This is a genomic window from Amycolatopsis sp. La24 (genome assembly GCF_029087445.1).
Taxonomy (GTDB): Bacteria; Actinomycetota; Actinomycetes; order Mycobacteriales; family Pseudonocardiaceae; genus Amycolatopsis; species Amycolatopsis nivea.
The window spans coordinates 1-26,847 of the sequence record NZ_JARACH010000046.1 but is presented as its reverse complement, the minus strand read 5'-3'; the positions used below and the strand labels follow the sequence as shown (position 1 = coordinate 26,847).

Below are 26,847 nucleotides of genomic sequence, written 5' to 3'. Positions count from 1 at the left end.
GGTAGCCGGGGAGGACTCAACGCACGGGAGGACTTGTCATGACCGAGACCGTCGGCGACTACCTGCTTTCGCGGCTGCGTGACTGGGGCGTGGAACAGGTGTTCGCGTACCCCGGCGACGGGATCAACGGTCTCGTCGCGTCCTTCGGCAAGGCGGACAACCAGCCGCGCTTCGTCCAGGCCCGGCACGAGGAAATGGCCGCCTTCTCCGCAGTCGGCTACGCGAAGTTCAGCGGGGCCGTCGGCGTGTGCATGGCGACGTCCGGGCCCGGCGCGATCCACCTGCTGAACGGGCTCTACGACGCGAAACTCGACCACGTCCCGGTCGTCGCGATCGTCGGGCAGACCGCGCGCACCGCGATGGGCGGCAGCTACCAGCAGGAGGTCGAACTCCAGGCGCTGTACCGGGATGTCGCGAACGAGTACTGCATCGAGGTGAACGTCGCCGAGCAGCTGCCCAACGCGCTCGACCGCGCGTTCCGGGTCGCGCAGGCGTCGCGCACGCCGACCGCGCTGATCATCCCGGCGGATCTGCAGGAAGAGCCGTACGAGCCGCCGCAGCACGCGTTCAAGCAGATGCCGTCGAGCCCGCCCGGGACCGCGTGGCCGAATCCGGTGCCGCCCGAACCCGCCATCAGCGAGGCAGCCGACGTGCTCAACGCCGGGGAAAAGGTCGCGATCCTCGTCGGGCAAGGCGCACGCAGTGCGGCCGACGAGGTGCGCCAGGTCGCCGACCTCACCGGGGCCGGCGTGGCGAAAGCGTTGCTGGGCAAGGACGTTCTCCCTGACGACCTGCCGTACGTGACCGGCGCGATCGGCCTGCTCGGCACCCGGCCGAGCTACGAGATGATGCGCGACTGCGACACGCTGCTGATCGTCGGGTCCAATTTCCCGTACAGCCAGTTCCTGCCGGAGTACGGCCAGGCCCGCGCGGTGCAGATCGACATCGACGGCCGGTTCATCGGCATGCGCTACCCCACCGAGGTCAACCTCGTGGGCGACGCCGCGGCGACCCTGCGCGCGCTGCTGCCGAAGCTGAACCGGACCGAAAACCGTTCGTGGCGCGAGAAAATCGAGAAGAACGTCGGCGACTGGTGGACCACCATGGACCAGCAGGCCGAGGTCGACGCGAAACCGGTCAACCCGATGCGGATCGTGCACGAGCTGTCGAAGCAGATCCCGGGCGACGCGATGGTCACCGCCGATTCCGGCTCGTCGACCAACTGGTACGCGCGCAATCTCCGGATCCGCGAAGGCATCCGCAGCACGCTGTCCGGCACGCTCGCGACGATGGGACCCGGCGTGCCGTACGCGATCGGCGCGAAGTTCGCGCATCCCGACCGGCCGGCGATCGCGCTCGTCGGCGACGGCGCGATGCAGATGAACGGGATGGCCGAGCTGATCACCATCGCCCGCTACCACGGGTTGTGGACCGATCCGCGGTGCATTGTCTGCGTCTTCCACAACAACGACCTCAACCAGGTCACGTGGGAGCTGCGCGCGATGGGCGGCGCGCCGAAGTTCGAGGAGTCGCAGTCGCTGCCGGATGTCGACTACGCCGGGTTCGCCCGCAGTGTCGGCCTCGAAGGCGTGAACGTCGACGACCCGGGCGATCTCGCCTCGGCCTGGCGGACCGCGTTCGCCGCGGACCGGCCGACGGTGCTGGACGTGCGCTGCGACGCCGAGGTCCCGCCGATTCCGCCGCACGCGACGTTCGAGCAGATGAAATCGGTGACCGAGTCGGTGCTCAAGGGCGATCCCGAAGCGTTCCACCTGATGTTCCAGGGCGCGAAGACGAAGCTGCAGGAGTTCTTGCCCGGACGGTCGCGGTGACCGTCGCCGCCCCGCACATCGAACGCATCGACGCGCGCGCCTATCAGGTGCCCACTCCTTCGCCGGAGGCCGACGGCACGCTCTCCTGGGATTCCACCACGCTCGTCGTGGCCAGGGTGCGGGCCGGCGGCACCGACGGACTCGGGTGGACGTACGCCGATTTCTCGTGCGTCCCGCTGATCGAAGGCAAACTGGCCTTCGCCGTCGTGGGAAAACCGGTCTTGGACCCGCCCGCGTGCTGGACCGCGATGCAGCGCGCGATCCGGAACCTCGGCCGCCCCGGATTGGTCTCTTGTGCACTGTCCGCTGTGGACATCGCGATCTGGGACGCGGCCGCGCGGCTGCTCGACGTTCCGCTGAGCCGCCTGCTCGGCCGGGTGCACGACGAGGTCGACGTGTACGGCAGCGGCGGCTTCACCTCGCAGGACGACGACGAGCTGGTCGCGCAGCTGGACCACTGGGTACGCGAGCAGCGCATCCCGCGCGTAAAGATCAAGATCGGCGAGTCGTGGGGATCCGCGGTCGCCCGCGACATCGGCCGGGTCCGGCTGGCCCGGGAGACGATCGGGGACGACGCCGCGCTGTACGTCGACGCGAACGGCGGCTATTCGGTCGGCCGGGCCCGCCGGATCGCCGATACCTTGCGGGAGTTCGGCGTGACCTGGTTCGAGGAGCCGGTGTCCAGCGACGACCTGCCCGGGCTCGCGCAGCTGCGCACGCCCGACGGACCGGACATCGCCGCCGGTGAATACGGCTACGACCTGCCGTACTTCGCCCGGATGCTGCCGTCGGTCGACTGTCTCCAGGTCGATGTGACGCGCTGCGGCGGCTACACGGAATGGCGGCGCGTCGCCGCCCTCGCCGCCGCCGCGAACCGCGAGGTTTCCGCGCACTGCGCGCCGAATCTGTCCGCGCACGCGGCCGCCGCGACCCCGAACTTCCGGCACATCGAATGGTTCGCCGACCACGACCGGATCGAACGGGAGCTGTTCTACGGCGGCCTCGACCCGAGCGGCGGCCGGGTCGCCCCGTCGATGTCCACCGCCGGGCACGGGCTGCGCCTGCACGCCGACGCCGCGGCCGAATATGCGGTCAAGGAGGGCCGATGAGCACCGCCGAACTCCCCAATCCCGTGGTCCGCGTGCCGGAACCGGCCGAAATCGACATCGAAGCCCTCGCTGCCGCGTTGCGCGAGCGGGTCGAGGGCGAGGTCCGCTTCGACGACGGGAGCCGCGCCGCCTACTCCACCGACGCGTCCAATTTCCGCCAGGTCCCCCTCGGCGTCGTCGTGCCGCGCTCCCCCGACGACGGCGTCGAAGCGCTGGCCGTCGCGAGGGAGTTCGGCGCACCGGTGCTTTCGCGGGGTGGCGGCACGAGCCTCGCAGGCCAGTGCACGAACACCGCCGTCGTGCTCGACTGGTCGAAGTACTGCTCCGAGCTGGAATCCGTCGACGCGGACAACCGCACCTGCGTGGTGCAGCCCGGAATCGTGCTGGACGACCTCAACCGGCAGCTCGCCGACACCGGGCTCCGGTACGGGCCCGAGCCGGCCACGCACATGAACTGCACCCTCGGCGGCATGATCGGCAACAACTCCTGCGGCGCGACCGCCCAGCGCACCGGCAAGGTCGTGGACAACATCGTGCGCCTGGAAGTGCTGCTGGCGGACGGAACCCGGTTCTGGTGCGGCAAAACCAGCGACGCCGAGTACGCCGAGATCGAGCACCACGGCGACCGGCGCGCCGCGATCTACCGGCAGCTGCGCCGGCTGCGCGACGAATACGCCGACGAGATCCGCCGTCGCTTCCCGGACATCCCGCGCCGGGTGTCGGGCTACAACCTCGACTCGCTGCTGCCCGAGCACGGCTTCGACATCGCCGGACTGCTCGTCGGCAGCGAATCGACGCTGGTCACGGTTCTGCGCGCGGAACTGAAACTGGTGCCGGTGCTGCCGGAGCGCGCGATGGTCGTGCTCGGCTACCCGGACATCGCGACGGCCGCCGACGCGGTGCCGGACATCCTGCCGCACGAACCGATCGCGCTCGAAGGCGTCGACCACCGGCTCCTCTACGACGAACGGTTGAAGAACCTCAACGAAAAAGCCCGCGAAGAACTGCCGCGCGGCCGGGCGTTCCTGATGGTCCAGTTCGGCGGGCAGACGATCGAAGAAGCCGACAAGCAAGCGCGCGGGCTGCTCGACTCCATCGAGGGCGCCGAGGTCGCTTTCCTCGACGATCCGGCGAAGGAAGCCGAACTCTGGCAGGTCCGCGAAGCCGGGTTAGGCGCGACCGCGCACGTCCCCGGCGAGCGGGACACCTTCGAGGGCTGGGAAGATTCCGCGGTAGCGCCGGAGAAACTCGGCGACTACCTCCGTCGGTTGGACGCGCTGTACGCGGAATTCGGCTACGCCGACGAAACCGGGCCGAGCCTGTACGGCCACTTCGGACAGGGCTGCGTGCACACGCGGATCCCGTTCGACCTTTACACCGCGTCCGGCGTCGCGACCTACCGGAAGTTCATGGAACGCGCCGCCGACCTCGTCGCGGAGTTCGGCGGCTCGTTCTCCGGCGAGCACGGCGACGGGCAGAGCCGCGGCGAACTGCTGCCGCGCATGTTCGGCAACGACCTGGTCACCGCTTTCGGCCAGCTGAAGGCGATTTTCGACCCGACCGACGGGATGAACCCGGGCAAGGTCGTCGCGCCGTACTCGCTGGACGAAAACCTGCGGCTCGGCGGCGCGTGGTCCCCCGCCGAGCCGCAGGACCTCTACTTCCGCTTCCCGCACGACGGCGGCTCGTTCTCCCAGGCCGCCAACCGGTGCGTCGGCGTCGGCCGTTGCCGGCAGTCCACTTCGGAAAGCGGCGACGTGATGTGCCCGTCGTACCAGGTCACCGGCGAGGAGGAACACTCCACGCGCGGCCGGGCGCGGCTGCTGTTCGAGATGCTCAACGGCCACCACGACGGCCCGATCTCCGACGGCTGGCGCTCCACCGAGGTCCGTGACGCGCTCGACCTGTGCCTTTCCTGCAAGGGCTGCAAATCGGACTGTCCGGCCGATGTGGACATGGCCACCTACAAGGCGGAATTCCTTGCCCACCATTACGAAGGCCGCCCGTGGAAACGGCCGCGGTCGGACTTCAGCATGGGCTGGCTGCCGCTGGTCGCCCGGCTGGTGGGGAAAACCCGCACGGCACGGCTGGTGAACCTGCTGAGCAAAACCCGCCTCGCGACGCGGGCCGCCGGGGTCGAGGACCGGGAAATCCCCCGCTTCGCCCCGAAAACGCTGCCGCGGTGGTTCGCCCGGCATCAACCCGCCGGAACCGGCGCGCGCGGCACCGTGCTGTTGTGGCCGGACACCTTCACGTCCTACTTCCACCCGCACGTCGCCGAGGCCGCCGTGCGAGTACTGGAGGACGCGGGGTGGCGGGTGGAACTGCCGGAGCCGTCCGTGTGCTGCGGCCTGACCTGGATTTCCACCGGCCAGCTCGGCGTCGCGAAACGGGTTCTCACTCGCACCGTGCGCACGCTGGCCCCGCATCTCCGGAACGGCGGATTGGTGCTCGGCCTGGAACCCAGCTGCACCGCGGTCTTCCGCTCCGACGTGGCCGAACTGTTCCCCGGCGACCAGGACGTCCGGCGCCTGCGGGACCAGACCGTGACCCTCGCGGAGCTGCTGACCCAGCACTCCCCCGGGTATCGGCCGCCGCAGATCCCGGGGCACGCACTCGCCCAAGTGCACTGTCACCAGCACGCGGTGCTCGGCTGGGACGCGGACAAGAAACTGCTGCAGGCAGCCGGAGTGGACGTCGAACGGCTGGATTCGGGCTGCTGCGGCCTCGCCGGGAACTTCGGCTTCGAGCGGGGGCATCTGGAAGTCAGCAAGGCTTGTGCGGAAAGGGTGCTGCTGCCGCGAGTACGCCAGGCGGACCGTCGGACGGCGGTGCTGGCGGACGGATTCAGCTGCCGGACCCAGCTGCACGAACTCGACAGCGGCGGACGCGAAGGCATCCATCTCGCCGAACTGCTGGCCGCCGGTCTCGACTCGAAAGACCGCTGAACGTCCGTGAAGGGCTCCTTGAGGGAACTAGATTCCGGCAAGGAGCCCTTCACGGACCGAGCCGCGGTCAGCCGCCGGGCACGGTTTCCCCGCCCAAAGCGGCCAGCACCTCGCCGCTGTAATACGAAGACAGCCGATTCGACGCGAGGAACACATACGACGGCGCGAGATCATCCGGATGCGCCGCCCGCTGCATCGGCGCTTGCAAGCCGAACTTCTCCACCTTGTCCGGCGGGAAGGTCGACGGGATCAGCGGTGTCCACACCGGACCCGGCGCGACGCAGTTCACCCGGATCCCGCGGTCGGCCAACGCCTGCGCCATCGCGTACGTCCACGCGTGAATCGCGCCCTTGGTCGCCGAGTAGTCGATCAGGCTCTTATTGCCGCGCAAGCCGTTCACCGAACCGGTGTTGATGATGACGTCGCCATCGCCCAGATGCGGCAACGCGGCGGCAGTCACCCGGAAGTAGCTGTGCAGATTCACGTCGAACGTGTGCATCCACTGCTCTTCGGTCAGGTCCTCGGGACGGTCCACCGGCCATTGCGTCGCCGCGTTGTTGACCAGGATGTCCAGTCCGTCCAGTTCGGACAGTGTGCGCTCGACGATGTCCCGGCACTGCTTCGCCTCGGCGAGATCGCCGGGCAGCAGCAGGCATTCCCGGCCCTCCGCGCGCACCCGGTCCGCGGTGTACTCGGCGTCCTCGTGCTCGTTGAGATACGAGATCGCGATGTCCGCGCCCTCTTTCGCGAAGGCGATCGCCACCGCGCGGCCGATTCCGGAATCACCGCCGGTGATCAGCGCGCGTTGTCCGGCCAGCAGGCCGCGGCCCTCGTAGTCGGTCATCGAATCGCGCGGCTGCGGGTCCATTTCCGCGGTGGTGCCCGGCGGGTCCTGCTGCTGCGGAGGTCGGATGCGGTCGGCCACGGGAGTCCTCCCCGGAAAGTCGGTTCTGTTCCTTTCCGGCTACCCGCTGTGCCGCCGTTCAATCGCGGGCCCGCTCCGACGCGGGAAAGGCCGCGCAACCGTCCCCCTGCGACGGTTGCGCGGCCCTTCGCCCCCTGAACCCGCTCTGCGGATGCGCGGCGGTTACCCCGGCCCGCGACAGGCAAAACGCGGGGGCGATCAGTAATCGTGCGACAGCGCCTCGACCAGCACGCCGGTGTCCGGATTGGGCATGGCGCGGGCGACGTCCGCCTGGGCGACGACGCCGATCAGGTCGTGGCCGTCGATCACCGGCAGCCGGCGCACCCGGTGCTGCGACATGGTCTGCAGGATTTCGGTGACGTCGTCGTCCGCGCCGATCGTCACCGCTTCTCCCTGCGCCAGCTCGCCCGCGTGCACCGCGCGCGGGTCCTTGCCCTCGGCGATCACCTTCACCACGATGTCGCGGTCGGTCAGCATTCCCTTCAGCCGGTTGTCCTCGCCGCACACCGGCAGCGCGCCCAGCTGTTCGCGCGCCATCGTCTGCGCGGCGTCGTTCACGGTGTCCGACTCGCGCACGCACACGGCGTTCGGTGTCATCAAATCGCGGGCGGTGGTCATGGGTTCTTCTCCTTCCTCCCGGTCACTCCCCGGCTACCCGCGTTCCCGGCGGTTACGCCTCCCAGGCAGTTTCTCCTCCGCCCGCCCGGGTAACCGGAGCGCGTGGAAGGAGCCGACATGCCAGAACCGTTCCCGTCCGACCCGGTCCGCGCGGAAGGCCCGCCGCTGGTCGCGGCAGGCCGGCCCGGCGCGCCCCGGCTGATCGTGCTCGACCCGGCGGGCGCGGCCAAACACGACGGCCTGCCCGCCACCTGGCGTCCGCTCGCCGAGGACCACGAGATCCTCTGGTACCGGATTCCGGTCGAGAGCGCGTGGCGCGAAACCGCGGAAACCCTTGCCGCTCCCGGGCACAGCGACCTCGTCACGAGCGGTCCCCTCGCTGCCGAGGCGCTGCAGCTGGCGGCCGAGCATTCGGGCTCGCTGCGGTCCGTCCTGCTCGTCGACCCGGCGGCGGAAGGCGTGGTGAGCCCCGGTGACGCCGCCGTCGCCGACGAAGCCTGGCTGGTCCAGCACGACGCCGAGATCGCCGCGTTGCGCGAGTCCGGCGTCGAAGTCGAGGTGCTGGCGCACAGCCGCGACGACCCGGGCGACCAGGTGCCGAGCCCGCTGCCGCTGGGCCACGACTGGGTCGTCGACGCGCTCCGCGAAACCCTCGCACAGCTGGAATCCCGCTGATCGGTTTCGCCGTCCCCCTGCCGGGTACGCCTCGAAAAAGGAAGGGAGGAAGCCGTGCTGGAGGAAATGAACCGGACGCCCGCGCACGAGAAGTCCACCGCGGACCTCGCGGCCGATCTGACCACTTCCATCAAGCGCCTGCTCCAAGACGAATTCCGCTTGGCGATGGCCGAGCTCCAGGCGAAGGGGAAGCGCTTCGGCATCGGAGCCGGGCTGGTCGGGTTCGCCGGTGTGCTCGCGCTGCTCGGCGGCGCGACGCTGATCGCCGCGGCCGTGCTCGCCTTGGCGCTCGTGGTGCCCGGCTGGCTGTCCGCGCTGATCGTCGGAGGCGCGTTGCTGCTGGTCGCGGGGCTCGCCGCGCTGGTCGGCGGCAAGGAAGCACGCAGCGCCGGGCCGGTGGTGCCGGAGGAATCCGTCGAACGGGTCCGCGAAGACGTCGAGACGATGAAGGGGGGCGGTCATGACCGAACGCAAAGTTGAGCAGGCCCGGGCGGACCGGGACGTCACCCGCGAGGAACTGGCCGAGACGCTGGACGCACTGAGCCACAAACTGGACGTCCGGACGCGAGCCGCCGAGAAGGTCGACGCGACGATAGACCGGGCCGCGGAGCAGGTCGAGAACACCGTCTCGGCACCGGCCGCGGAGAAGGTCCGCGCCGGCGCGGAAGCGGTCCGGAACAACCCGCTCCCGCTGTTCGCGGCGGTTTTCGGCAGCGTGTTCGTGCTTCGGTTCCTGATCCGCCGCCGGCACGCGCACCGGAAGCAAGGCGACGCATGCTGACCGACCGGGAACAGCGTGCACTGAACGAAATAGAACGCGGTTTGTCCGCCACGGATCCGCGGCTCAGCGCCGAGCTGGCCCGCGGATCCGGGCGTCGGCGCCGTTCCGCGCTCGAGATCCTGGCGATCGTCACCAGCGTCGTGATGATCGCGACCGGGGCGTTCGACTCGCGGCCGGGCATGATCGTGGCCGGGGTGGTCGCGCTCGCCGCGCTCCTGGGCGGGCCGTTCGCGGTGCGGCACTGGAACGCCGGATCCTCCCGTTGACCCGCGTTCGCTGAGCACGACGAACGGCCTGGTGAGCGACACCGGCTTTCGTTGTTAGCGGACTGTCAGTCGTACCGCTACAGCGTCGGTTTCCTCGGCTTCGCTGCTTTTCCTCGCACGGCATTCTGGTTCCCTTGCGCAGCGAAGCCCATTTTGTCCCGTTTTCCCGAATGCCCGGTTCGCCGGAACCGCGGCCGTCGTTGCCCGATAGTACTTTCGGCCGATGCCCGCAGGGCGAAAACCCGCCGAAAGGCGTGGGCCATCCCGGGGTTCTTTCCCTCGTCCCGGTTTCCGCGTCCAAGATCGTCTTAGGGTTGGGCGTACTTGGTGATCTTGAAACCGGAATGAGGGGCCCATGCGAAAACGGACCAGGATTCTCGGCAGAACGCTCGCCGCGGCGGGCACCCTCGCGGCGCTGACGATGGCCACGGCCGTCCCGGCGACCGCGGCGCCGCAGGCGGCCGAGCCGACGTCGGTCGACCAGGACATCGCGCAGCTGTACCAGGACGTCGAAGACCTCTACAACGGGCTGCCCGCGAACGCGCTGCGCGGCGTCGACCCGCTGTTCGACTCGCCGGTCAAGCGGCCGGGCCAGCAGGCGCACGCCGCGCAGGGCCCGATCCCGGGCTGCACCGAGGGATCGCTGCTGACGTACGCGAACAAGCTCGCGTCCTCGCTGTCCCCGACCGAGAACAAGGCGCTCAGCGCGCTGAGCGCGATCGGCCAGCTCTACACCCAGGCCGTCGCCAGCGACAAGACCCCGCAGGTCTTCGGCACCGACGGCCAGTACACGCCGCGCGCCGGCGCGACGATCGACAAGCTGCGCGGGTTCTGGGACATCGAGAGCTGGAACATCCAGCTGGTCGCCTGGAAGGGCACCGACCTCGGCAGCCAGGACCGCACGACGCAGACGTTCAAGCTCGGCCTCGACCCGAAGCGGGCCGCGGAAGCGGGCGCGCTCGCGACCAAGGTGCTCTACGAGGTCCCGGCGCTGCAGGGCGGCCGCCACCCGCTGCTGACCCTGAACGCGTTCTCCGCCCCGGCCGACAGCCTCGGCGGCAAGCGCATCATGCTCGGCGACGGCCTGCTCGACGTGGTCAACCACCTCGGCTTCGACGACGTGTCGGTGGAAGCGGTCGTCGGCCACGAGTACGGCCACCAGGTCGACTTCGCGCACGAGAACTACCCGCGCAACGAATCCGGCGAGATGGGCCCGGACGCCTACGGCGGCTACTTCGGAGCGCACGCCAAGGGCGAGGCCTGGAACGCCCGCACCCAGCAGGAGGTCACGTACCTCGACGCCTCCATCGGCGACTGCTACCACAGCCACGGCACCCCCGACCAGCGCAAGGCCGCCGGCGCATGGGGCGAGAAGCAGGCCGTGAGCCAGAACAACCCGAACCGGATCATCCCGTCCGCGAAGATGATCGAGAAGTTCCAGAAGGAGTACCCGAAGCTGATGCCGCCCGCCACGGCGGCACTGGCCGCGGCGCACTGAGCCACGCCGGAGCGGGCCCCGTTTCTCACGGAACGGGGCCCGTTCGCGTGTTCAGGTGGCGATGGTGGCCAGCGGGTCGAAGCCGTACGTGCGGGCGTAGCCGTTCTCGGTGCCGACGAGCAGGTCGACGATCTCGAAGTACCGGTCCCAGAACGGAGTTTCGCGCAGGGCGTCGATCAGGAGCTGGTAGGCGTGGTGGTCGTCGGCCTCCCAGACCCAGACGTCGGTGACGCGCGCGGAGTAGAACTCGGTGTCGTAGAACCGGGACCGGACGCCGGTGGTTTTCGCTTCGATCGCCGGGACGACCTGGGTGGCGAACGCGGCCGCCCGTTCCGTCGGGGTCAGGGCGAGCCATTCCGGCGTGGTTTTGACCAGCAGGAACGCGGTCACTGGCGGATTTTCGAGGGACATTGCGGATCCTTAGGCGTCGAAAGCGGGTTTGAGGGTCTCCGCGCACCACTGTTCGAACGTGGTCGGAGACGCGGTTTCGGCAGTGCGCGCGACACCGGCGTCGAGGCCGTTGTCCTTGGCGTACTTCATGTCCGCGATGCCGTGGACGAAAGTTTCGTTGAGCCCGTAGCCGATGAGTGTGGACCGCAGGTCGTCCAGCGACTCGCGCTCGTAGCGGACCGGACGGCCGAGCTGCTCGGTCATGATGCGGGCCAAGTCGTTGGGAGACAAGTCTTCCGGCCCCAGAACCGGGACGTCGGCGAAGCCGGTCCAAGACCGGTCTCGCAACAGCCGGACGGCGACCGCGGCGATGTCCGCGACGGCGACGAGCGGAGCCTTGCGGTCCGGGTCCAGGACGTCGCTGTAAACGCCCCTCTCCCGGATCGAATCGACTTCCTCCAGCAGATTCTCGAAGAAGGACGGGTTGGCCAGCGCCCGATACGCGACGCCGGTGCCCGCGATGAGCTCGTCCATCGCGAGCGACGCGGTCACGAGCCCCGCCCGGTCGGCGACCGCGGTGCCGCGGCCAAGCGCCGAGACCCCGACGACATGCCCGACGCCGTGCGCGACAAGCGCTTTCGCCGCCGGGCCGGTGAAGCCGCTCCAACCTTCTGCCGGAGTCCGGGTGGAATCTGGTGGCACGACCCAGAAAACGGCGTCCGCGCCCGCGAAAGCCCGGTCGACCGCCTCGGGGTCGCCGTGCGAACCGACGACGACCTCGACGCGCTCGCGCACCGAATCCGGCAGCCGCGCGGGGTCGCGGACGATCACCCGCAACTCCTCGCCTGCGTCGACCAGCTCGCTCAGCACGCGGCTGCCGATGTTTCCGGTAGGGGCAGTGATGACGATCATGAAAACCTCCGTGGGGTACGCCCTCGATCCTGCTGAGCGCCGCCGCGATGCCACAATGGGAACTTCGGCACGCAATCCTTGCCTGAAATGGAATTACCCTGGTGAACAGCCTGAATCCGGCGATCGACGCCAACCTGGCCGTCGCTTTGGACGCCCTGCTGACCGAGCAGAGCGTCACCCGCGCCGCCGCGCGCCTGCACACGTCGCCGGCCGCGATGAGCCGCACGCTCGCCCGGTTGCGCCGCATCCTGCAAGACCCGTTGCTGGTCCGGGCCGAGCAAGCCATGGTCCCCACGCCGCGCGCCCAATCCCTGCGCGACGAAGCCGCGGCCGTGGTGCAAAGCCTGAACGCGCTGCTCAGCCCCGGCGCCGTCGTGGATCCAGCGACGCTGCGGTCCACCTTCACGATCCAAACCGCGGACCTGGTCGGCGCCGCCCTGGCTGTCGGGCTCCTGCGACTCACCCGCGAGGAAGCCCCCGGCATCTCCCTCCGCGTCCGGGCCGAAGAACTGGAAGCCGGTTCAGCCCTCCGCGACGGCCGCCTCGACCTGGAGGTCGGCTCCATCGACCACGTCGATCCCGAGACGCAGGTCGAGAAGCTGCTCACTTTGCGCATGGTCGCCGCCGTCCGCCCCGGCCACCCCCTGGCTTCGGAACCGTTGACCCCGGCCCGGCTCGCCGCGGCGGACCACGTCGCCGTCAGCCGCCGCGGCCGGTTCACCGGCCCCCTCGACGCGGCACTGGCCGAACACAACCTCCGCCGCCGGGTCGCGATCGTCCTGCCGAGCCACCTGGCCGCGATGGCGGTCGCCGCCCGCAGCGATGTGGTGTGCCTGATCCCCGCGTCGCTCCCCGGCGAACCGCCCTCGCCGCTCACCGCCGACGCGACCGCGCTCGGCCTGCGGCTTCTCGACATCCCGGTCCCGTTGCCGCCGTTGGAGATCGGCATGGCTTGGCATCCGCGACAGTCCGCCGACGGAGCACACCGCTGGCTCCGGGCCGCGGTGCGGCGGACGCTTTGCTCGAACCCGTGAGGGCCGTGCTGTTTTGGCGGTAAGTTGCCCCGCGTGGAGTTCGCAGTCGCCGACGACGAGGTATGGCTCTCCGTTTTCGACACTCTCCCGCAATGGGAAGACGCGTCGGGCGACAGCTACGTGCGGGAACTCAAGATCCCCGTATCCGAGACCGGGGAACTCCACCTCAGCTGGGACCCAGTCGAGCGGAGCGTCCGCCTCCGGTACCGCCAGGGGCCGGACGTCGTCGTCGACGTCTTCCGCGAACAAGCGACCGTGCTGACGATCCACCAACCCGGCCCCGTCATCGCCGTCGAGTACCGCGCCGAAGACTGCCTCGGCCGGATGCGCGTGCAGCTCCAGCCAACCTTCGCCCTGGAGGACGTCTTCCTCCGCACCTGACGCCGAACTGCCCCTCACGCCGCAGTTAAACCCCTTCACCTTTCCTATTGACCTTCACCAACGCTGCGCTATAGGCTTTAACTCTCGTTAAGCCTATTAACTCCCGGAGCAGCCCCATGCGCAGCATCAACCCGAAAAGCTCACGCCCCCTTCGCCGCACAGCCTTGCTCGCCGTCCCGCTGGCCGCCGTTCTCACCCCAGCCCCCGCCCAAGCCGCCGTTCCCGGCTCGGCCTCGCCGACCTGCCAGGGCCACGGTGTCGACCCGGCCGCGAAAGCCCGCCACCGCGCCGAAATCCTCATCCACGCCCCGCTGCACCGGATCTGGGACCTCCACACCGACGTGGAAGCCTGGACGTCCTGGCAGAAACCCGCCGCCCCGATGACCGTGCGCCGCCTGGATCCCGGCCCGCTGCGCAAACATTCACGATTCCAAGCGACCGTCCAGGTGCCCTCGGTTCCGCCGAGCACAGTGGTCATCAACTCCACCGTCCGCCAACTCCAGCGCGGCAAGTGCCTCCGCTGGACCGGCCCGGCAGACGCCACCGGCTACCACATCGACGGCGTCCACGTCTGGACTTTCCACCCCACCCGCGACGGCGTCCTCGTCCGCACCGAAGAAAGCCACTCGGGCCCCCAAGCCGACCCGACGTCCGACATGGGCCTCGAAACCTGGCTGAGCGACCTGAAAACCACCGCCGAAACCGGTTGCCGGGACTGACCCGCGCCTCGGGCCGTCGCTGCACCTCGTCAGCTACCCGATCGCCCGGGATCCGCGCGCCGGTCGCGAAAGCGCCCGCCGAACCAACCCCCGCCGCGCCCGAATCGAATAGCCGCCGCGAGGGCCTTCCGGTGAAACCGGTGCCGCGGCGCAACAGCGCAACGGATCCCGCGGCGACGAACCTGGCCCCAAGACCTCCGCCGCACCACCAATCCACCCCGCGGCCGCACAAACCCGCCCCCACGACCGCCCGCAGCTCAGACCACACCCGGACCGAAGCGACCCCGGCTCCCGCGATCACTCCGAGTCGAGCACCAACCGCAGCGTCCGCAGCAACGGCCCGGCGTCCGTCCCGAACATCTCCGTGTCCACCTGCTCCACCGCGGTCACCGCGCGACCGGCCAGATCGCGGCCCTTCTCGGTCAGCCGCACCAGTTTCGCGCGGGTGTCACCGGAGTCGACTGTCCGGGTCACCAGCCCGGCCGCCTCCAGCCGGGCGATCACCTGGGACGTCATCTTGACATCGGTCCCCGCCTGCGCGGCCAGTTCCTGTTGCCGCGGCGGCGTTCCGTGCGTTTCCAGCCACCAGCAGCACGCGAGCAGCACGAACTGCACGTGCGTGAGCCCCAGCGGTTCGAGCGTCTGCCGGATCCGCCGCTGCCACGCCAAAGTCACGTGCCACAGCAGAAAACCCGGACTGTCCCCCGGCCCCGCGAACCGCGTCATCGCGCGGACCGCTCCGCGTAGCCGAGGAGATCGCTCATGGCGACCGGAAAGTCCTCGCTGATCTGCGGTCCCAGATCCGGCCCCGCCGAGCCTTCGATCTCCAGCCGATGCGTCACGCGCGTCCCGCCGCCGGAGAGCGGGGCGAGCGTGTGCCGGAACCGCAGCACCACGTCGCCGAAGCGGGTTTCGTCTTCGTAGACCTCGTTTTCGGCCAATTCCGTAATGCGCGAACGGAACGTGTCCTGCCCCTGCGGCGTGACCGACAGCTCGGTCCCCTTCTCGAACGGCCCGTGCAACTCGAACCGGTCACTGCGCTCGCTCAACGACGTCCCGCTGTGCAACGCCCGCAACGCGGCCCACACCGCCTCCGGGCTCGCCGACGTCTCCGCGCTGTAGTCAGTGGTCCACATAAGCCCTCCCAGTTAGTATGCGCAGAGACTATCTGCGCGCAGACTATCTGGCAAGACCAGCCGACCAGGACGGTCAGGCAGACTCCAGCCGAAGCACGGCAGCGTCGTACTGGGCGCGGGCGAACCGGAACGGCCCGAACCCGCGGTAGTCCCGTTTCGCGCGGTGCGGCTGCTCGAACGCGTCCCAGACGACCTCGTCACCGGTCACGGTGATGCGCGCCAGCAGCGGCCAGCAGCCCCAGTTCCCGCACGCACAGCCCAGCATCGGGGTTTTGCCCTCGCCGAATTCGAGACCGTGGAAATGCCCGGTCATCGTGCCGCTCAGCGAGCGCGGGTCCAGGCCGCCGTAGGCGTCCCCGGCCGGGGACATCCCGGCGGCCAGCTCGAACCGGTCGATCAGGTCGGTGAGCGCGACGTCGTCGACGTACGGCACCGCGACCGGACCGCCCGTTTCGCCGGGCGGATGGAATGCGAAACGCAGCGTGGCCACCGCCCGGATTATCCCCGCGCCTCACGCAGGGCTTTCGTCCGCCTCCCGGCGTTCAGCCAGAATCTCCGTCACCCGCTCCCCGGGCAGCGCGCTCCGCAGCGCCAACGCCATCACCACCGCGGTCAGCACCAGCGACGCCACCGCGCCCAGCGAAAAGTCCAGGACTCCCAGGTTCCCGGCATGCTTCGAAGCCTCCGGATACGTGCCGAGGTAGCTGATCACCGCGAGCCCGGCGAACCACACCAGCACCCACCAGCCGTGCCGGAAGTCCAGTTTCGGCGACTTCTTCGCGAACGCCTGGTTCAGCGCGAGCAGAAGATAACCGAATGCGATCACCACGAACAGTTTCCAGTTCGTGTCCCACCCGGTCCAGTAGATGATCAGGTTGGTGGAGAACAGCGCCAGGAACGCGACCGCCCACGTGAAGCCCCGGCCGAGGCGGAACGGGCGCTCGCGGCTCGGCAGCTGGCTGCGCATCGCCAGCAGCACCAGCGGACCGGACCCGAACGACAGCACAGTGCTGTTCGTGACGAACGAAACCAGTTTGTTCCACCCGGGGAAGGGCAGGAAGAAGAAGCAGCCGATGACGAACGCCAGGATCAGGCTGACCCACGGCACGCCCGCGGAGTTCACCTTCGCGAGCCCCGACGGCGCGTTTCCGTTGCGCCCCATGGCATACGAGATGCGCGCGGTGACGCCGGTGTAGATCAGGCCGGTGTCGCCGGGCGAGATGATCGCGTCGGCGTACAGCAGGGTGGCCAGCCAGCCGATGCCGAGCACGCTCGAGATCGCGGCGAGCGGGCCGAACGTGGCCAGGACGTCGCTGCCCGCGGTGAAGTTCGAACCGACGTGTTCCCAGCCCTGTTTGCCGATCGCGTCGGACGGGGCCGCGCCGATGAACGCGATCTGCAGCAGCACGTACAGGATTCCGGTGAGCACGACCGAACCGATGAGCGTGAGCGGCACGTTGCGTTTCGGGTTCGCCGTCTCCCCCGCCAGTTCGACGCCTTGCCGGAAACCGAAAAACGAGAACGCGATGCCCGCGCTCGCGACCGCGGAGAAGATTCCGTGCGTCCCGTACGGGGCGAATCCGCCGTAGTCCGTGAAATGCCCGGGATGGAACGCGGTCACCAGGAAAACGACGATCACCAGCGCGATGACCGCGAGTTTCCACCACACGAGCACATTGTTGATCCGGGCGAACCAGCGCACGCCGAAGAAATTCACCAGCACGAAGAACGCCAGCAGCAGAATCGAGATCCCGGTGCCCGCCGGGGTGAGCACGGCGTTGCGGTCGGCGTCGAGTGTTTCCAGCCAGGGCAGGTAATTCGTGGCGTACTGGACGACCGCGAGCACCTCGATCGGCGACACCGCGGCCGCCGCGATCCATGTCACCCAACCCATGGAAAAGCTCGCGAAGGAACCGAACGAATAGTGCGGGAACCGCGCGACGCCGCCCGAATGCGGGAACATGGTGCCCAATTCGGCGTACGTCATCCCGATCAGCACGAACATGACCGCGCCGATCCCCCACGACACGATCGCCGCGGGCCCGGCGAGCTGTGCGGCGTTGAGCGCGCCGAAGAGCCATCCGGACCCGATGATCGACCCCACCGCGGTGAACAGCAGCCCGATCGGGCCGAAGTGCTTCTTCAGCCGCTTGTCGTCGCCCGCGACGACCGCGGGGGACGGCTGTTCGGTCGTTCCGGCTGTGTCCATGGCGCGGCCTCCTGCCGGGTCGGCGGTCCGCTTCCACTCTCCTCCCGCGGCGGTGCGCGCAGAATAAGCGGACATAAAATTGTTACCTTGTGCACCATTCGGTGCCAGGCCGGGATCTTGCTCGGTTCACCGTTGCCGCACAACGGTATTCGCGAGTTATGTCCGACATCGCCGGTTTCCCGCAGCGGACTACCAGGTCGCGCGCAGAATCCCAGTTACGTCCGCCGCCGAGGCCTCCCGCGGGGTGTTCGCCAGGACCCCGTCCGCCAGGGTGTCGGCCACCAGGTCCGGCAGATCCCCTTCGCCGATGCCGAATTCGCGCAGCCGGCCGGCCAGTTCGACCTCGGCGACCAGGCGTTCCACCGCCGCGATCGCCGCGTCCGCGTTGTGCGCGACCGATTTCCGGGCATCGGCGACGCCCAGCGGTTCCGCCAAGCGCGCCAGCCGGTCTTCCCGCACCGCGAGGTTGAACCGCAGGCATTCGGCGAGCACCAAGGCGAGCGCCTGGCCGTGCGGCAGGTCGAACCGGCCGCCGAGCGAGTGCCCGATGCCGTGCACCACGCCGAGTCCGGTCGTCCGCATCGCCTGGCCCGCCGTGTGCGCCGCGAGCATCAGGTTCGCCCGCGCAGCCAGGTCTCCGCCGACTGCGACCGCGCGGCGCAGGTTCTCCGCGACCAAACGGACGGCTTGCAGGTCCAGACCATCCGCCCATGGATTGGGCCGGGCGGAGAGAAAGGACTCCACGGCATGGGTCAGGCAGTCGATCCCGGCGGCCGCGGTCGCGCGCGGCGGCAGACTCAGGGTGAGCGCCGGGTCGAGAAGTGCGTACCGGGCAAGGCAAGCCGGGCCGCCGAGATAGCACTTGCGCTGCTGCCGGGGATCGGTGATGACGCCGAGGTCGTTGCACTCCGAACCGGTGCCGGAGGTGGTCGGGATCGCCACGATCGGCAACGCGGGCGTCAGGTCCGCGGAAACTTCGGTGCTCCAAGTAAGTTCGGCGGCCGGACGGTCGTTGACGGCGGCCAGCGCGATCGCCTTCGCCGCGTCCAAAGCGGACCCGCCGCCCAGCGAGACCACCGCTTCCGCCTCGGCGGCGCGCACGAAAGCGCCGCCCGCGTCGACGTCGTCAGTGGTGGGATTCGGGTGCACCTCGGAGAAAACCTCGACCGCGAGCCCGTCCTGACATACCAACTGGGCTGCCTGCTCGGGCAACGGAGTCGCGACGAGCCCGCGATCACTGACCAGCACAATCTTCCGCGCGCCGATCGCCCGGATCAATCGCGGCAGCTGTCCAACGGCACCAGCGGCGAACGTGGCAGCCGGATACGGACCGATTTCGATGGCTGAGATCTCAGGCATGCCTACCTCCCGAACCGGTCTTCGTCGATCGTGACGCCCAGCCCGGGCGCGGACGGCACGTGCAGCAGTCCGTCCGCGTCGATGTCCAGCGGGGCGGAAAGCAGGAAGTCGCGTCGCTCCGGCGTCCACACCGGCGGGTCGTAAGGGAATTCGAGGTACGGTCCCCCGCCGACGCCCGCGGTCACGTGCAGGTTCGCGACCAGGCCGAGGCCGTTGGACCAGGTGTGCGGCGTGAAGAGCCGGTTGCGCGCCAGCACCAGCTCGGCGAGCGTGCGGGCGCGCAGCATTCCGGCGGCGAGCGCGACGTCCGGCTGGTAGACGTCGAGAGCGTCGGCTTCGACCAGGTCCAGCAGCTCGCTGAAGGTCCGGACCATTTCTCCCCCGGCGACGCGGACCCCGGCGTCCCGCACCGCGCGCAGGCCGGGCCGGTCGTCCAGCGGCAGCGGTTCCTCGAGCCAGAAGACGTCCACTTCGCGCAGCGCCGCGGCGAATCGCCGGACCGCCGCCGGGTCGAGCGAAGGCCGCACGTCGCCGGGCATCCGCCACGCCTGGTTCAGGTCGGCCATCAGCGTCATCTCCGGTCCGACCGCGTCCCGGACCGCCCGCATGGTGCGGATCCCGCCCGCGAAATCATCCGCGGCCAGCCGGATCTTCGCCGCCGGGAACCCGCGGTCGCGCACCCCACTCATCATCTCGGCCCGCTCGTCGGCAGGCAGGATCCGGCCGGTCGACGCGTACGCCGGGATCGCGTCCGCCGCGCCGCCGAACAACGTCGCGACCGGAACGCCGAGCACCTTCCCGATGACGTCCCACAGCGCGATCTCCAGCGGCCAGTAGCGCCCGGCGTGGAAGGCGATGGTCTCTAGCGCGCGCACGTGGCGGCTGATCGCCATCGGATCCTGGCCGAGGAACAGCTCCGCGTACGGCTCGAAGCCCGCCATCGTGTCGCCGGAGCCGTAGCCGACCACGCCCTCGTCGGTCACGACCTTGACCACCGTCGCGTCGAAGCGCGTGCGCGGCACCGGATCCCACGCGGCGTCGAACGGCGGATCGAGCGGCAGCGTCCCGGGCAGCAGCTGGATGTCGGCGATCTTCACGCATCGGACGGTAACCGCGGATTGACGCTCGCCCAATCGTTGTTGCACAGTCCTCAACATGGCGAACCAGCGCACCTACGGTTCGGGCCTGGTCCGCGACGTCGACCTGCTCGAGGTCCTCGCACTGCCGGAAGCGCGCGACGGGCTCGGCGTGTCCCGCGTAGCCGAACTGTCCGGGCGGGACAAAGCCCAGGTCTCGCGCGCCCTCGCGACGCTCGCCGACGCCGGCCTCGTGTTGCGCGACGAGCACACCCGCGCGTACCGGCCAGGATGGCGGCTGTTCGCCTTGGCCACGCACGCCACCGAAACGCATCTCGCGCACCTCGCCGCGCCGTTTCTGCGCACGATCGTGGCGCGGCTCAACGAAACGACGCATCTGTGCGTCCTGCGCGCCGGGCAGGTGTTCACCCTCCGAAGCGAACTCGCGTCCCACGCTTTTCGCGGACTCGGCTGGGAAGGCGTCGGCGTCGACCCGTTCACGACCTCACCCGGACGGGTGTTATTGAGCGAATGGGACGAGGAAACCCTCGGACACTGGTGGCGGACCTTCGGCGGCGGCACCGCGCACCCGCTCCCCGACCTCCCCGGCGCCGCCGAGGAACCGCCGCCGCTCACGCTCGACCAGCTGACCGGGAAGCTCGCGGGGATCCGGGAACGCGGCTACGAAACGGTGGACGAGGAGTTCGAACCGGGGTTGGTCGGCGTGTCCGCTCCGGTGTACGGCTTCCGGGGCGACATCGTCGCGGCGGTCAACGTGTCCGCCCCGAAATCGCGCCTCGGCGGACGCCTGCCCGCGGCAGGCCGGTTCGCCCGCAGCGTCGCCGACCGGATCTCCGCCGTGCTCGGCGCGCCGGGATGACGGTCATTTATGCTGCGCCAAAGCGTCTCTTCCCGGCAGGTGGTCGCATGTACGAAATCCCGCCCACGGCGGCCATGCAACGCTGGTCAGTGTCGGTCGACGGCGCCCACGCGATCTTCGCTTGCGCGCCGTGGGTGGAAGACCCCACCGCGGACCGGGTGCTGCCGCGCCTGTGGCCGGGCCGCGGACTGGGAGTCAGCGACGCCGACGCCGCCGGTTTCGCCGCCGCGATCGCCGAGACGATGAAGGCCCCGAACTACTGGACCGCCAGCCACGCCGCGGCGCGCGCCTGGCAAGACCAGCCGTGGTCCCCCGCCCGCCGCGACCACGACGACGGTTTCGTGTACTTCGCCGGACCTTGCGGAGAGCCGGGGGTTTCGGCGGGGTACCGACCGGCTTACCACCTGCCGCTGGCACTGCGTGATCTGCGGGGCTTGCGGATCCGGGTGACGGCTTACCTGCACGGGGTGCGGGTGTTGAGCTGAAGCGCTCTTGCCGCGGGGGGTTCGGTCGTGCTCAGGTGACGGATAATCGCTGCTCGGTCCGTGGTTGTTCGGTTCATGCATAAACCCGTCCGGCGCGCGGTTGCCCGGGGCCCTGCATAAACCCGCCCCGCCTGACCGGTGGTCATATGGTCACCGGTCACAAGGAGGAGAACGCATGTTCGCGGGCAGCTTCGGGTCTGCGTCGTCGGCGCGGGCTCGTCCGGGATCGTCGCGGTCAGGGTGCCCACCGAACGCGGCTTCGGCGTGGACTGCGGCGAACGCCCGACTTCGCCCGGCACGACCGGATCGCCGACTGCTTCGCGGTGTATGTGGCGCGTTTCGGCTTCGGCAACCGCATCCGGTTCGGCCCCGGGGTCACCCACGTCGAGCCTCGGCCGGACGGCGGCTTCGCCGTCGCACTGTCCACAGGAGACACCGAGCGGTACGACGCCGTGCTCGTCGCGAACGGCCACCGTTGGGACCGGTCCGGAACGAGGCACCGCGCTGATGACTGCGCCGGACGCCGAGCCGGGGTATCTTGCGCTGGTGCCGCCGGGCAGCGATTTCCGCAACGAGGTCGCGGCGCGGGCGGTGTTCGACATCCTGCGGTACCGGCCGGGCCGCGGCGTCGGCCGGATCGAGGTGCCCACGTTGTTCGCGGTGTGCGAGAAGGATTCCGTCGCCCCGTCCGGGCCGACGCTGCGGTACGCCGCCCGTGCGCCGCGCGGTGAGGTACGGACTTATCCGGACGGGCATTTCGCCGTCTACCAAGGCGAACCGTTCGAGCGAGTGGTCGCGGACCAGGTCGATTTCCTCCGTCGGCACGTTCCGGTGACAGCATGACCGGGCGGATCGTGGTGTTCGGGGCGACCGGCTACACCGGCGGCCTGGTCCTGGAGTCACTGGTACGGCGCGGAGCGCGGCCCGTCCTGGCCGGACGGAACCGTGCTGCGTTGGACGCACTGGCCGCGGACCACGGCGACTTGGAGATCGCGGTCGCGGACGTCAGCGACCCGGCGACCCTCCGCTCGCTGGCCGGGCCCGGCGACGTGCTGATCGCCACCGTCGGCCCGTTCGACCGGATCGGGCACGCGGCCGCGCAAGCCGCCGCCGATGCCGGAGCGCACTACCTGGACTCGACCGGCGAGGTCGGCTTCGTCCGTGATGTGCGTGCCCGACACCATGAGCGAGCAGTCGAAACCGGTGCGGCAATGGTCCCGGCCTTCGGTTACGACTACGTCCCCGGCATCCTCGCCGGCGCCCTAGCCGCGCAAGAGGCGGGCGATGACGTGCGTTCGCTGGAGATCGGCTACTTCGCGACCGGGCCGCTCTACCGAGGCTTGAGCCAAGGCACCCGGACGACCATGCGGGACGGGATGACGCTGCCCTCGCTGCGCTGGCGGGGCCGTCGGCTGGTCGAGGAACGCACCGGCAGCCGGGTGCGCGCGTTCCCGGTCCGCGGCCGGTCCAAGTCGGCCTTCCTGGTTTCCGGGACCGAAGTGCTGTTCCTGCCGGGGAATTTCCCGTCGCTCGACGAGGTGACTGTCTACAATGGATGGTTCCCCGCGTTGAGCCGGGCGATGCCGGTGGTGTCCGCACTGGCCTCGGTGGCCGGTCCGGTGCTGCGGGCGATGAGCGGGCCGATGGTGGGCCCGCCCGGCGGACCGGACGCGACCGCACGCGCGAAAACCGGCGCGGAAGTGGTCGCAGTCGCCGATTCCCGGGTCGAGGTGCGGCTTGAAGGACCGAATGCGTACACGCTCACCGGGGATCTGCTGGCCTGGGCGGCGATCCGGTTGAGCACCGAGGGCCCGGCGACGCCCGGCGTGGTGGGCCCGGTGGACGCGTTCGGGCTGGAACCGCTCCGGGACGGATGCGCGGAACTCGGGCTGGTGCGGCAATAGCCGTGAAGGGCTCCTTGACGGAATCGGATTCCCTCAAGGAGCCCTTCACGGACCACCCCACACCCCCGGGGTTATTCCGAGCGGAGCGTGTCCAGCCTCGTCACCTGGCGCAGCAGCGGCAGCGTCAACGCCGTCACCAGCAGCACCGCGGCGACCGCGGCTCCGGCCAGTCCGGCCAGGACCCCGCCGTCCACCATCATCGGCATTTTCGCCAGCCGCAGGATCGGCGCGGTCAAGCCGAGCCCGGCTCCTACGGCCAGCACCACCCCGACGACCACCGGAACCGCGGTCTGCCACAGGGATCCCCTGGCCAGCACCCCGATCGGCACGCCCGCCGCGGACAGCGCCGCGAGCGGACGGCGGCGTTCGCTGATCTGCTCGATCGACAGCATCAGCAGGCTCATCGCCGCCACCGCCAGCACGAACAGCGACGCGGTCAGCAGCACCGCGCGGAAGCTCTCCACCATCCGCTCGTCGCGGCCGGCGTAGTCGGACATGAAGTCCGTCTTGCCGACCTCGGCCTTCCACGCCAGCGGGCGCACCGCGGTCGCGACCTGGTCGATCAGGGCGTCGACGCCGCCGGCGCCCGACACGAACAGTTCCGTCCGCTCGACCGGCAGCTGGACGTCGCCGAACGCGCCGGGCGTGACCAGCAGTTCGCTGGCCGACGCCTTCGCGGTGTTGCTCGCGGGCACCACCCGGACGTTGCCCGGGACTGTCCACATCGGACCCTCGACCTTGTTGCCGTTGCGGTAGCCGGTCAGCCGGTACTCCCCCTTGGGCACGGGCTGGGCCGACGAACCGGTCACGTAGAAAGCGTCCCCGTCGGCGCAGTCTCCGATGTTCGCCTGCGTTTTCAGCGCGACGCAGTCCCCGACAGTGCCGTAGACCTGGTTCTCGCCGGATCCCTGCAGCTGCAGGGCGCGGGCGCTGTGCACGCCGGTCACCCCGGGCGCCCCGGACAGCCGCTGCCGGACCTCCGCCTCGTGCGCACTCGTCGTGTCCACCCGCACCGGCGCGGCCGCGACCCCGGCCGGCGTCTCGTACGACCGCGAATTGCGGCTGGTCATCGAGGTAAGCACGCCCTGGATCAGGATCGTCCCGGCGAGCACGACGACGAGCCCGGACACCACCCGGCTGGCGGTGCCGCTGTCGAGCTGCAGCCTGCGCACCGCGAGCTGCCACGACGGCGGACCGCCCTGCAGCCGTTCGACGATCCGCTCTACCAGCCACGGCAGCAGCGCCGCGACGCCGACGAGCAGGAACACGCTGCCCACCGCGAGCGCCATCGCCGCGGCCTGGTCCCCCGACCCCGGCGAGACGACGAGCGTCCCGAGCAGGAACACCACGCCGATCCCGGTGATCGTCCAGCGCCACCACATCCGCCGCCGCACCGGTTTGCCCTGCCGGACCACGCCGAGCGGTTCGACGATGGTCCGGCGCAGCCCGAACAGCGCCGAGCCGACCGCGAGACCGGGCACCAGCAGCACGATCACCAGCAAGGACACCCACGACGGCGTGAAATCGTCCGGGAAGACGCGGAGGCCGAACGGGAGCCAGTCCCCGATGAACGGCCGCAGCGCGTAGAACAGCGCCCCGCCCGCCACGAGCCCGATCACCGCGCCGACCAGCGATTCCGCCGCCGCGACCCGTTTGATCTGCCGGGCGTCCACCCCGATCAGCCGCAGCGCGGCGAGCCGCCGTTCGCGTTGCGCCGCGCCCATCCGCGACGCGGTGGTCACGAAGATCAGCAACGGCAGCAGCAGCACTGCGGCGATCGGCGCGATGACCATCCACATCACCAACGGCAGGGTGAACCCTTCCGGAGGCTTGCCGTAGGAGTAGACGCTGGTGGCGTTTTCCCCTTCGGCCTTGATCTCCGCGGCGGTCGACCCGTAGTACGCCGTCAGGTCGGCCGCGTCACTGACGCCCGGTTCCCCGATCTGGCCGACCACGTTCCCCGGCAGCCGCGCCTTGATCGACGCGCCCTCGGCCGAGTTCAGCTTCTCCGCCAGCGCGGGCGACACGATCACCTCGCCCGGCGCGGGCAGCCGGGAAAGCCCCGGCGGCACCGGCGAGTTCTCCCCGGTCGCCGCGACCGCGGTCAGCTGGAGGAAGTCCTCGCCGACCGACGGGTACCAGCGGTAGGTCGCCAGCGGCGCGATCCCCTCGCGCGGCGTCGTGTCCTGCTTGATCGCCGCCGCCCGGTCCGCCCGCGCGTTCACCAGGTGGCTCACCGAGGCGGCGGGCAGGAGCACAGCGACCGCGAGCGCGATGCCGAACGCGGTCATCGCGAGCCGCAGGAGCGCCGAGCCGGACATCCGGCCGCCCCCGACGGCCAGCCGGAGTCCCAGCAGCAGATCCCGCATCATGCGACCAGCTCCCGGTCGACCGTGCGCCCGTCCCGGACCACGATCTCGCGGTCGGAGTACGCCGCGACCCGCGGTTCGTGGGTCACCAGCACCACCGCGGCGTGTGTTTCCCGCGCCGCCTGGGTGAGCATCTGCATGACCTTCTCGCCGTTGAGCGAGTCGAGCGCGCCGGTCGGCTCGTCGGCGAACACGACCTTCGGCCCGGTCACCAGCGCCCGCGCCACCGCGACCCGCTGCGCCTGCCCGCCGGACACGTCGCCCGGACGCCGCTTCGCCAGGTTGTCGACCTCCAGCCGAGCGAGCCATTCCTTCGCCTTCGCCTCGGCGGGCCCCCGCTTCGCCCCGGTCAGCCGCAGCGGAAGCGCGACGTTCTCCAGGCAGGTCAGCTCGGGAACGAGCTGGCCGAACTGGAACACGAAGCCGAATTCGGTGCGCCGCAACGCACTCCGGCCCTTGTCGTCCATCGCGACGAGGTCCTGCCCGCCGTAGTGGATGGTCCCCGCGTCCGGCCGGACGATCCCGGCGAGACAGTGCAGCAGCGTCGATTTCCCCGACCCCGACGCGCCCATGATCGCGAGCACTTCCCCCGCCGCGACGGCCAGCGCCGCCCCGTCGAGCGCCCGCGTCTGGCCGAACGATTTGTGCAGCCCGCTGCCCGCGAGCAGCGCGGTTCCCGGCCTGGTCATCAGCGCACCGCTTTCTCGAGTTCGCCGAGCCGGGCCGCGGTGAGCTCGAGCCACCGCAGATCCGCCTCGAGGTGGAAGAGCGCGTGGTCGCAGATCAGCTGATCGGCGAGGTCGCCCTCGTACTTGCGTTTCGTGAGCGAGCGCATCACTTTGAGGTGCTCGCTGCGCTGGACGTCGAGCACGTCGGTGGCGTCGCGCCCGGACAGCAGCGCCAGGACCACCTTCGTGTACAGCGTGTTCTGCAGGTACGGCTCCGGGTTCTCCGGAGTGCTCAGCCACTGCTCGACGTCGGTGATCCCGGCGTCGGTGATCGTGTAGCGCTTCCGTTCCGGCCCGTCGCCGCTCTCGACCCCCGCGACCTCGACCATGCCGTTGCGCAGCAAGCGCGACAGCGTCGAGTAGACCTGGCCGTACGCGAGCGGGCGGTCCTGCCCGAACTGCTCGTCGTACGCCCGTTTCAGGTCGTACCCGTGTCTCGGCCCCGACTCGAGCAACCCGAGCAAGGTATGTGAAACCGACATTCCCCTGTTCCTCCCTTGACCCCGGAATCCCGGGGGTGAAGATCACTATACAACACAGGTATACGCACCGTGTATACCACCGCAGAATAGTGCGTCTTCGCAGGTCAGGGCTCGCTGCCGCCGGGCGACAC

General features: G+C 69.9%; 28 protein-coding genes. 15 read left to right on the top strand and 13 right to left on the bottom strand.

Annotated features, from left to right (window positions below; translation table 11 throughout):
• Positions 1-38 precede the first annotated feature (38 nt).
• From PUT80_RS32600 to PUT80_RS32590, 3 genes are read left to right on the top strand one after another with little or no spacing between them, the layout of a single operon-like run.
• Positions 39-1,832 (top strand): thiamine pyrophosphate-requiring protein, encoded by a 1,794-nt coding sequence (locus PUT80_RS32600; protein ID WP_275294464.1) that lies wholly within the window; start codon positions 39-41, stop codon positions 1,830-1,832.
• Entirely contained in the window at positions 1,829-2,941 is a 1,113-nt protein-coding gene (locus PUT80_RS32595; RefSeq protein WP_275294463.1) for an enolase C-terminal domain-like protein, read from the top strand. Before PUT80_RS32600 ends, PUT80_RS32595 begins: the two co-directional genes overlap by 4 nt.
• Complete coding sequence (locus PUT80_RS32590; protein WP_275294462.1) at positions 2,938-5,889, top strand: FAD-binding and (Fe-S)-binding domain-containing protein; 2,952 nt, start codon at positions 2,938-2,940, stop codon at positions 5,887-5,889. The genes PUT80_RS32595 and PUT80_RS32590 overlap by 4 nt, the downstream gene beginning before the upstream one ends.
• 67 nt (positions 5,890-5,956) lie before the next feature.
• Here the strand turns inward: PUT80_RS32590 and PUT80_RS32585 are convergent, their stop codons facing one another.
• Together PUT80_RS32585 and PUT80_RS32580 are read right to left on the bottom strand one after the other, a co-directional pair.
• Positions 5,957-6,814 (bottom strand): SDR family oxidoreductase, encoded by an 858-nt coding sequence (locus PUT80_RS32585; protein WP_240690572.1) that lies wholly within the window; start codon positions 6,812-6,814, stop codon positions 5,957-5,959.
• A 198-nt stretch (positions 6,815-7,012) separates the two neighbouring features.
• Positions 7,013-7,432: a CBS domain-containing protein gene (locus PUT80_RS32580; RefSeq protein ID WP_037813288.1), complete on the bottom strand. Its 420-nt coding sequence runs from the start codon at positions 7,430-7,432 to the stop codon at positions 7,013-7,015.
• A gap of 117 nt (positions 7,433-7,549) precedes the next feature.
• On the opposite strand from PUT80_RS32580, the gene PUT80_RS32575 reads away from it, so the two are divergent.
• The 5 genes from PUT80_RS32575 (at position 7,550) to PUT80_RS32555 (ending at position 10,652) form a co-directional block, all read left to right on the top strand.
• On the top strand, positions 7,550-8,107 hold the full coding sequence (locus PUT80_RS32575; RefSeq protein ID WP_037813291.1) for a hypothetical protein: 558 nt from the start codon (positions 7,550-7,552) through the stop codon (positions 8,105-8,107).
• A gap of 54 nt (positions 8,108-8,161) precedes the next feature.
• The gene (locus tag PUT80_RS32570; protein WP_037813293.1) at positions 8,162-8,587 is read left to right on the top strand and encodes a phage holin family protein; all 426 of its coding nucleotides are present in this window, start codon (positions 8,162-8,164) and stop codon (positions 8,585-8,587) included.
• On the top strand, positions 8,568-8,888 hold the full coding sequence (locus PUT80_RS32565; protein WP_275294461.1) for a DUF3618 domain-containing protein: 321 nt from the start codon (positions 8,568-8,570) through the stop codon (positions 8,886-8,888). Before PUT80_RS32570 ends, PUT80_RS32565 begins: the two co-directional genes overlap by 20 nt.
• Positions 8,882-9,154, top strand: coding sequence for a DUF3040 domain-containing protein (locus tag PUT80_RS32560; RefSeq protein WP_275294460.1), 273 nt, complete (start codon positions 8,882-8,884; stop codon positions 9,152-9,154). Before PUT80_RS32565 ends, PUT80_RS32560 begins: the two co-directional genes overlap by 7 nt.
• Before the next feature lie 355 nt (positions 9,155-9,509).
• Positions 9,510-10,652 carry a M48 family metalloprotease gene (locus PUT80_RS32555; protein ID WP_134662388.1) on the top strand — a complete coding sequence of 381 codons (1,143 nt, stop codon included), beginning with the start codon at positions 9,510-9,512 and terminating at the stop codon, positions 10,650-10,652.
• A 51-nt stretch (positions 10,653-10,703) separates the two neighbouring features.
• On the opposite strand, the gene PUT80_RS32550 is transcribed toward PUT80_RS32555, so the two are convergent.
• Entirely contained in the window at positions 10,704-11,063 is a 360-nt protein-coding gene (locus tag PUT80_RS32550; protein WP_275294459.1) for a darcynin family protein, read from the bottom strand.
• A 9-nt stretch (positions 11,064-11,072) separates the two neighbouring features.
• A complete protein-coding gene (locus tag PUT80_RS32545; RefSeq protein ID WP_275294458.1) occupies positions 11,073-11,954 on the bottom strand; it encodes an NAD(P)H-binding protein in 882 nt (293 codons plus the stop codon).
• 101 nt (positions 11,955-12,055) lie between these two features.
• Between PUT80_RS32545 and PUT80_RS32540 the strand changes: the two genes are divergently transcribed.
• From PUT80_RS32540 to PUT80_RS32530, 3 genes are all read left to right on the top strand, one after another.
• Positions 12,056-12,988, top strand: a complete 933-nt coding sequence (locus PUT80_RS32540; protein ID WP_275294457.1) for a LysR family transcriptional regulator — start codon at positions 12,056-12,058, stop codon at positions 12,986-12,988.
• Between the two features lie 33 nt (positions 12,989-13,021).
• Positions 13,022-13,369 (top strand): hypothetical protein, encoded by a 348-nt coding sequence (locus PUT80_RS32535; RefSeq protein WP_078870475.1) that lies wholly within the window; start codon positions 13,022-13,024, stop codon positions 13,367-13,369.
• A gap of 116 nt (positions 13,370-13,485) precedes the next feature.
• Complete coding sequence (locus tag PUT80_RS32530) at positions 13,486-14,088, top strand: SRPBCC family protein (RefSeq protein WP_275294456.1); 603 nt, start codon at positions 13,486-13,488, stop codon at positions 14,086-14,088.
• A gap of 297 nt (positions 14,089-14,385) precedes the next feature.
• Here PUT80_RS32530 and PUT80_RS32525 read toward each other — a convergent pair whose 3' ends face one another.
• From PUT80_RS32525 to PUT80_RS32500, 6 genes are all read right to left on the bottom strand, one after another.
• Entirely contained in the window at positions 14,386-14,814 is a 429-nt protein-coding gene (locus PUT80_RS32525) for a MarR family transcriptional regulator (protein WP_275294455.1), read from the bottom strand.
• Positions 14,811-15,224, bottom strand: a complete 414-nt coding sequence (locus tag PUT80_RS32520) for an SRPBCC family protein (protein ID WP_275294454.1) — start codon at positions 15,222-15,224, stop codon at positions 14,811-14,813. Before PUT80_RS32520 ends, PUT80_RS32525 begins: the two co-directional genes overlap by 4 nt.
• Before the next feature lie 73 nt (positions 15,225-15,297).
• Entirely contained in the window at positions 15,298-15,714 is a 417-nt protein-coding gene (locus PUT80_RS32515; RefSeq protein ID WP_275294453.1) for a hypothetical protein, read from the bottom strand.
• A gap of 21 nt (positions 15,715-15,735) precedes the next feature.
• On the bottom strand, positions 15,736-17,433 hold the full coding sequence (locus tag PUT80_RS32510; protein ID WP_275294452.1) for an APC family permease: 1,698 nt from the start codon (positions 17,431-17,433) through the stop codon (positions 15,736-15,738).
• Between the two features lie 189 nt (positions 17,434-17,622).
• Positions 17,623-18,792, bottom strand: coding sequence for an iron-containing alcohol dehydrogenase (locus PUT80_RS32505; RefSeq protein WP_275294451.1), 1,170 nt, complete (start codon positions 18,790-18,792; stop codon positions 17,623-17,625).
• Between the two features lie 2 nt (positions 18,793-18,794).
• The gene (locus PUT80_RS32500; protein WP_275294450.1) at positions 18,795-19,889 is read right to left on the bottom strand and encodes a mandelate racemase/muconate lactonizing enzyme family protein; all 1,095 of its coding nucleotides are present in this window, start codon (positions 19,887-19,889) and stop codon (positions 18,795-18,797) included.
• 58 nt (positions 19,890-19,947) lie between these two features.
• On the opposite strand from PUT80_RS32500, the gene PUT80_RS32495 reads away from it, so the two are divergent.
• The 4 genes from PUT80_RS32495 (at position 19,948) to PUT80_RS32480 (ending at position 23,137) form a co-directional block, all read left to right on the top strand.
• A complete protein-coding gene (locus tag PUT80_RS32495) occupies positions 19,948-20,748 on the top strand; it encodes an IclR family transcriptional regulator (protein ID WP_275294449.1) in 801 nt (266 codons plus the stop codon).
• Between the two features lie 47 nt (positions 20,749-20,795).
• Positions 20,796-21,233 carry a hypothetical protein gene (locus PUT80_RS32490; RefSeq protein ID WP_275294448.1) on the top strand — a complete coding sequence of 146 codons (438 nt, stop codon included), beginning with the start codon at positions 20,796-20,798 and terminating at the stop codon, positions 21,231-21,233.
• Positions 21,234-21,740: 507 nt separating this feature from the next.
• Entirely contained in the window at positions 21,741-22,076 is a 336-nt protein-coding gene (locus PUT80_RS32485) for a hypothetical protein (RefSeq protein WP_275294447.1), read from the top strand.
• The gene (locus tag PUT80_RS32480; RefSeq protein WP_275294446.1) at positions 22,073-23,137 is read left to right on the top strand and encodes a saccharopine dehydrogenase NADP-binding domain-containing protein; all 1,065 of its coding nucleotides are present in this window, start codon (positions 22,073-22,075) and stop codon (positions 23,135-23,137) included. Before PUT80_RS32485 ends, PUT80_RS32480 begins: the two co-directional genes overlap by 4 nt.
• Before the next feature lie 71 nt (positions 23,138-23,208).
• On the opposite strand, the gene PUT80_RS32475 is transcribed toward PUT80_RS32480, so the two are convergent.
• Genes PUT80_RS32475 through PUT80_RS32465 form a run of 3 tightly spaced genes read right to left on the bottom strand, consistent with a single transcriptional unit; the run spans position 23,209 to position 26,716 of the window.
• Positions 23,209-25,509, bottom strand: a complete 2,301-nt coding sequence (locus PUT80_RS32475; RefSeq protein WP_275294445.1) for an FtsX-like permease family protein — start codon at positions 25,507-25,509, stop codon at positions 23,209-23,211.
• Complete coding sequence (locus tag PUT80_RS32470; RefSeq protein WP_134662416.1) at positions 25,506-26,195, bottom strand: ABC transporter ATP-binding protein; 690 nt, start codon at positions 26,193-26,195, stop codon at positions 25,506-25,508. Before PUT80_RS32470 ends, PUT80_RS32475 begins: the two co-directional genes overlap by 4 nt.
• Positions 26,195-26,716, bottom strand: coding sequence for a PadR family transcriptional regulator (locus PUT80_RS32465; RefSeq protein ID WP_043837530.1), 522 nt, complete (start codon positions 26,714-26,716; stop codon positions 26,195-26,197). The genes PUT80_RS32470 and PUT80_RS32465 overlap by 1 nt, the downstream gene beginning before the upstream one ends.
• Between the last annotated feature and the right edge of the window lie 131 nt (positions 26,717-26,847).